Raw genomic sequence first — 6,106 nt, 5'->3', positions numbered from 1 at the left:
TTAAACGTTATTTAAAGCATTTTTTATTTAAAAATAATTTTTACAGCTAACAAAATTATTTAGATATAAAATGTTTTTAGCTAAAAAACTAAATAATTATTTATATTATTTAGCTAAAAAGTTTAATTAAATAAATATACTTTTTAGCTAAAATTTAATATTAGCTATATATTATTTTTAGCTAAATATATAAAAAAGATTTTATTTTTTTTGTAGAAAAATAAAACAGAGGATAAGAATATCAAACAAAATACCAAACTTTGAATAATTTGTAGAAGATTAGATAATAATTAGTGCTAAAAATGAACTTATTTTGCCTATCCAAATGGATTAATTTCCATAGGAAATGAAAAGTATTACCTTTTTTTAATTACCTTTGCTTATATCATTTGCAAAAAACTGTATTTATAGGCAAATCTATACCTAAAAATAGCAAATGAAGCAACTAAATTATTTTAAAACAATTCTCTAGTGAAGTAAAGACATAAAAAAAACCTTTTGATGCGACCAACAACAAAAGGTTTATAATATTTTTAACGAGCGAGGTTTGAACGACCGTGTTTTTTAAAGACTTGTATAACACTCATTAAGGGTTTAGTAATGACACCGACGAAAGTGTCAAACAGTACAACGACAAAGCAATAAACCAATAAAACCATGTCAGTTAATACAACGACAAAGGTAGCAAAAAGTTTGCAATATTCAAACTTTGCTACCACTATACACAATTTTTCTTCATTAACAAACTTTTACAGTTACGTTAAAGGTCTTGCTTATCATACAGACCAACACGCCAAAGTGTGGGAAACGCTCGGTTTTTCACACTTGGCAGGAAAATCTTCCTACCATAAAAGTCCTTCACATCTTCATAAAAACAAAAAATCCTTTGCTATTTCTGTAAAAGGATATTTTCACGACTTCTATACTGGAGAAAAAGGAAACGTTTTTGATTTTCTGCAAAACGAAAAAAATTATTCGGAGCAAAAAGCGTATGATTTTGTAGCTAATCTCTATGGTTTTACTGATTATACTATTGGAGAAAAAACTCAAAATAACTATTTTGAGCAGCAACAAACTAGTCAAGAAATAGAAAATGAGGTTTTGACTTATTTCCGTTCTCGTATCTACAAAGAACTAGGACTTTCGAAAGAAGAAGCAGAAATTTATTTTTCGCCTGTATTTGATAAGCACAAAGGTATTAGCATTCGATATACAGATATTGAAAAAAAGGCTATTTTTGATACGATTGAAGGACAACATCAAGTTTTTGAGCGTATTCGTTTAGCAAAACCCTATTTTAGTAAAGAAGGAAAGACTACAAAATATTTAAGTCCGAAGGGAGCGAAAACTTATCCGTATTTGACGGCTCTAGCGTATGCGCCTGAAACGACACAAGAACAAAAGACCCTTTTTATTACAGAAGGAGAATTTAAAGCCTTTTTTGGGGTCAAAAAATTAGGACTTCCTTTTATTGGAATTGGTGGTATTTCATTGGCTGCAACAGCAGAAAAAGACCAAGATGGCAAAACAGACTATCAAACAGCTACTTTTGACGAATACACAAAGGCAGTTATAAAAAAATTAGGCTATCAAAACATTCATTTAGTTTTTGATGCAGATACATTTGAAAACAAAAGTAAGTCGTCTCGCCATCTTCAATTTCTTACAGCTATCAAAAAGGCATTTTTTGCTGCTAAACACTTGGGATTAGGTTTTACTTTTTCAGTTATCAATCCAATTTCAAAAGCAAAGGGATTAGATGATTTGGGTAGAGGTTATTCTACTTTTGAGATTCGTAAGCAGCTCACACAAACCAAAACACACAATAATTTATTTTATCATTTTAGATTAGATACACAAAAAACAGATAATCAAGCGTTTTTTGCCCTTCAAAAAGCATTTTTTGCTAGTCAGAAAAAAGTAGAAAAGAAGAAACAAATTGAGATAAATGGATTTTTGGGTAATCAGCTTGTAGAAAATAAAACCTTTCTAGATTCATTAGAGAACTCAAAATTTACCTATTTACAAGCTCCAACAGGGATTGGAAAGAGTTATTTTGTAAAACATCATTTAACTAAGTTCCTTAATGAAAAAGGTTTTGTAGTTCTTTTTGCTGCGCCTAGAAATGCCATTGCTAAACAACAAGCTCTTGAAATTGGTCAGAATGGAGATGAAAATAAGATTGTTTTTACAGCAGATACGGCTTCACAAGCTATTGAAAGGCTAAAAACAGAACAGCACGATATTATTTATACCAATTTTGATAAACTTCCAGATGCCTATCACGTTTTGACACAATTTTACAACAAAAAAGTATTTTTAGTCATTGATGAAGGACATTTAATGACAAGTGATAGTACTTTTAGACCCAAAGTGATTGGTAATTTATTAGAAACACTACTCAAAAATGAACATAATTTATTGATGAGTGCGACACCTACAAAACTCTATTTGCCAAATTCAGAAATAAATCATTTTGAAATTGTCGCAAAAGATAAAAAAGACTATGCTGCGTCTTCCCTTATTTTCTGTCAAGATAAAAAAATGACTTCTTTTGCTTTTGAAAAATGTAAAACCATTGTAGAAAATGAGGAAAGAGCAATTATTCATCTCAACAGTATCGAACAGGCTCGTTTGCTTCAAAATTTATTGCTAAAAGAAAAAATAGGTGTTCATTTTTTGGCTTCTACGGATCTTACTCCAACTGAAAAAGAAAATTTTGATAGTATTCAAAGTAAATCAACGTTTGAATGGAACGATAAAAAACAAATTATTATAACGACTTCTGTATTAGAAGCTGGATTTAATATCGAAACAGATAGAAAAACGACAAATATTTATCTCAATAAGACTAGAGCAGGTTTTGATACCACTTCTTACCGTCAGTTTATTGCTAGAATTAGAAATTATGATGTGATGGAAGTAGAAAATATCATTGTAACTCAAAATTATGCTCATTTCTTGCCTGATGAAAATTTGGTTTTAGACTATGATTATGAAAAAACGATTGAATTTGCTACTGAAAGTTTGGTTATTCACAACAAAAGATACCAAAATTCTAAACTAGAGTACGGAGAGGAATTTCACGACTTCGAAACGGAAAGATTAAAAACAGAGGTTTCTAAATACCTTTATTTTGATAAAGAAAAAGGGAATTTTCAAATTAATTATCAAGAAATATTTGCCGAATATACCCACGAAAAAAACAAACAGGGAAGTCCTTATTTTGAGAATCCGAAAGAGATTTTATTTTATGAACAAGATATAAATAAAGATGTGAGCCAATACCAAGAGTTCCAAAAAGCCGAAAAAGACAAAGCAGGGCAAGAAATAGCACATTTATTTGTCAATGACTTTGAAAAACTTGTCGTTTCAGTAGAAAAATATACCCAAGATGTAAAACTGAAAGCAAAACTAAATTTTGCTTCAATGGAAGATCCTATTTTGCTCACACCTGTACAGCTTGTGATTACCGAACAGCTTTTGAAACATTATTTGTATTTACTCAAAACGAGTAACGAAAAAGGAATTACAGAAATTTCTGCATTGAAATCTATTTTGGTAGATACAGAAAACTTGACACTTCGAAAAACAAACGATTTAAGAAAACGAAAAATGGCGTTTATTTCCTATTGGTTGATGCTAAAAAGAAAAACAAGCAAACGTATGGGAATTTCCGAATCGTTGCAAGTAGAAGAATTTAAGAGAGTGCTAAAGGTATTTAAAGAACTCAAAAGAAAACTACTGACAGCAGAAGAAGTAACCGAAGCAATCAATCGTTTTCAGCATCAGAAAAAAAGGTATTCAAAACGGAAATGTTTAGAACTCTTACAGTTACTTTGTGAGGTCGAAAGAACAGCAATAGTTGAGCAGGGACAGAAAACCTATTTTTATGCTTACAAGGGCGAAAAAGACTATAAAACGGCACTTTCAGAGCTTTTGGGAGAACCTTATTTTGATTGATAAGGACATAGATTAGACTAATTTACCTATTACAATTCAACCCTAATTCATATCCATATAAAAGAAAAAAATAAGAATTACATATCGTTTTTCATGATTATATAATCTTACTGAATTACCTTTTTAATGTAAACGGCTGAATTTATCGTCGAAAAATAGATAAAACTCTTTGCTATTAAATACCGTGTAACAAAAGTTTTTTTTTTTCACTATTTACCTTTGTATAGTATTTATTCAATTTTTTTCTTGCCGTTTCTCTGCTAAATTGCCAATCAATTTTGATAGCTTTTTTTGAACGTTCTTTGAAGTAAGCAATCACTTCATTTGATAGTTTAGAAATTGAAGAAATACATCTGTTTAAACATTGTCTTGACAATGCTGAGAATTCAATTTCGATCATATTTAACCAAGAAGCTGATTTTGGAGTATAAACAAAGTTAAATCTATCAGCTAATCTTGCTGCCTCTCTAACATCAAAAGTTTCGTAAAATGAACTCGCATTATGCGTATTTAGATTATCTAAAACTACTGTAATTATCTCTGCTTCTGGATAAAGACTTTCTAATTTTTGCATGTACAATGCAAACTCTTTCTTTCGTCTTCTACGTCGTATGTGAACACATCTTTTTCTGTCAAAGGCTTTATCATAGCCAACAAAGAACAGGCTTCATGTTTTGTGTAAGCATAGTTCTCTTTAGTCACTTGCCCAGACTTTATGGCTAGACCTTCAACTGTATCTCCAATCAAAAAACAGAGATTTTTATCAAAGTATAAAACAGATCGTAAAGGATTGGAAGGTAATAAATACAAACGAAGAATGAGGTTCATTCGTGCTAAAAATAGAGCATTTAACTTTCCAATATACCATTGTTTTTTTCGGTGAGGTTGTAATTCATTTTTTTTTAAATACGACCCACCTCTGTATGAGAAATACTTTCAATGATTTCTAATTCAACTAATTTATCAGAAAGAAGCCTAAGAGACTAAGAAGAATAACCTATGGCAGGGCTGCTACATGCTAATGCTGTAACTTTTGCACATTCTTCTCCACTAAAACATACTGAACGACTTGAATGTGATTTATCATAAAGCATAGTAAGACCTTCTGAACTGTACTGTTTGGCGCATTTACTTAACAAAACATAATTTACATTTAAATGGTCTTGAACTTCTTGATAATACATACCCTTAGCTAACAGTTGAAGAGCTAGACCACGTTTGTGAACATGGTTTAGTAAGCTCCGTTTCTTCAATAATTCTTGAAGTTTTTTTTGTCTTCATTTGTTAGTTCTACGTGATTCTTTTTCATATATTTTAGTATAGGAGGAAGAAAAAACTAAGTTAAATACAAAGATAGTAATGTGAAATAACTTTTGTTACACGATATTTAGTTATAAAAATGAAATAAAAATGATAGATAATGATTAATTTTTGAAATAGAGATAAGTCAAAATAGTATAAATACTTTCCAAAATTTTACAAAACTGTATTGCACTTTATTAGGTTATATTTTATAGATAATAAATAATATTATCTATTTTTTAACCTAATTTTTACGACTTATGGAAAGTAACAAGAAGTATTTAAAATTTTTTGCAATGATTGCCACTTCAATTATTGCTATGTTTTTTTTAATGTACACACACTCTTATCAAGTTATAGACCACTTTTGGTTTAGTGAAACCCGTCTTTTTATGACTATGATTATGGGAGGTTCTATGATTATTATCATGTTATTGTTTATGCTTAATATGTATAAAAACACAAAAATAAATGTAGCTATTCTAACCTTTGGTGTCCTTTTGATTGTAGGTTCGATATGGTTAGTAAGAAGTCAAGTAACCGTTACAGGTACTGACTATATGGAAGGAATGATTCCACATCATTCTATTGCTATTCTGACAAGTGAACGTTCACAAATAAAGGATATAAGAGTTAGAAAACTGGCTAATGAAATTATCAAAGCACAGCGAAGAGAAATTATGGAAATGGAATGGCTTATCAATGATATTGAAGAAAATGGAATAGTAGAAACTGAAAGCGAAAGAAACAAACGTCCAATTCCGTCCTTTAAAGGCTCACTTGATAAGGAAACTAGAGAAGTAGCCGAATAAAGAGATGATATAATCTTCAAAATATTCCT

The 6,106-nt window shown here is 30.1% G+C and carries 5 protein-coding genes; 2 read left to right on the top strand and 3 right to left on the bottom strand.

Features of this window, described 5'->3' with window-relative positions:
• Positions 1–657: 657 nt before the first annotated feature.
• Positions 658–3,963, top strand: coding sequence for a DEAD/DEAH box helicase (locus WAF17_RS22550; RefSeq protein ID WP_338770380.1), 3,306 nt, complete (start codon positions 658–660; stop codon positions 3,961–3,963).
• Positions 3,964–4,138: 175 nt separating this feature from the next.
• Here WAF17_RS22550 and WAF17_RS22545 read toward each other — a convergent pair whose 3' ends face one another.
• From WAF17_RS22545 to WAF17_RS22535, 3 genes are all read right to left on the bottom strand, one after another.
• Positions 4,139–4,537 (bottom strand): transposase, encoded by a 399-nt coding sequence (locus WAF17_RS22545; RefSeq protein ID WP_338770377.1) that lies wholly within the window; start codon positions 4,535–4,537, stop codon positions 4,139–4,141.
• A complete protein-coding gene (locus WAF17_RS22540; protein WP_338770374.1) occupies positions 4,525–4,791 on the bottom strand; it encodes a hypothetical protein in 267 nt (88 codons plus the stop codon). Before WAF17_RS22540 ends, WAF17_RS22545 begins: the two co-directional genes overlap by 13 nt.
• A gap of 155 nt (positions 4,792–4,946) precedes the next feature.
• Complete coding sequence (locus WAF17_RS22535; protein ID WP_338770371.1) at positions 4,947–5,147, bottom strand: hypothetical protein; 201 nt, start codon at positions 5,145–5,147, stop codon at positions 4,947–4,949.
• Positions 5,148–5,525: 378 nt separating this feature from the next.
• On the opposite strand from WAF17_RS22535, the gene WAF17_RS22530 reads away from it, so the two are divergent.
• Entirely contained in the window at positions 5,526–6,077 is a 552-nt protein-coding gene (locus WAF17_RS22530; RefSeq protein ID WP_338770368.1) for a DUF305 domain-containing protein, read from the top strand.
• The last annotated feature ends 29 nt before the right edge of the window (positions 6,078–6,106 follow it).

It is taken from the genome of Bernardetia sp. ABR2-2B (genome assembly GCF_037126435.1).
Classification (GTDB): Bacteria; Bacteroidota; Bacteroidia; order Cytophagales; family Bernardetiaceae; genus Bernardetia.
This window is presented reverse-complemented; position numbering and strand designations above follow the sequence as displayed.

Bases quoted from the DNA above. Each gene is read 5' to 3' on its own strand.
- WAF17_RS22550 (WP_338770380.1), top strand. From the start codon at position 658: ATGTCAGTTAATACAACGACAAAGGTAGCAAAAAGTTTGCAATATTCA.
- WAF17_RS22545 (WP_338770377.1), bottom strand. From the start codon at position 4,537: ATGCAAAAATTAGAAAGTCTTTATCCAGAAGCAGAGATAATTACAGTA.
- WAF17_RS22540 (WP_338770374.1), bottom strand. From the start codon at position 4,791: ATGAACCTCATTCTTCGTTTGTATTTATTACCTTCCAATCCTTTACGA.
- WAF17_RS22535 (WP_338770371.1), bottom strand. From the start codon at position 5,147: ATGTATTATCAAGAAGTTCAAGACCATTTAAATGTAAATTATGTTTTG.
- WAF17_RS22530 (WP_338770368.1), top strand. From the start codon at position 5,526: ATGGAAAGTAACAAGAAGTATTTAAAATTTTTTGCAATGATTGCCACT.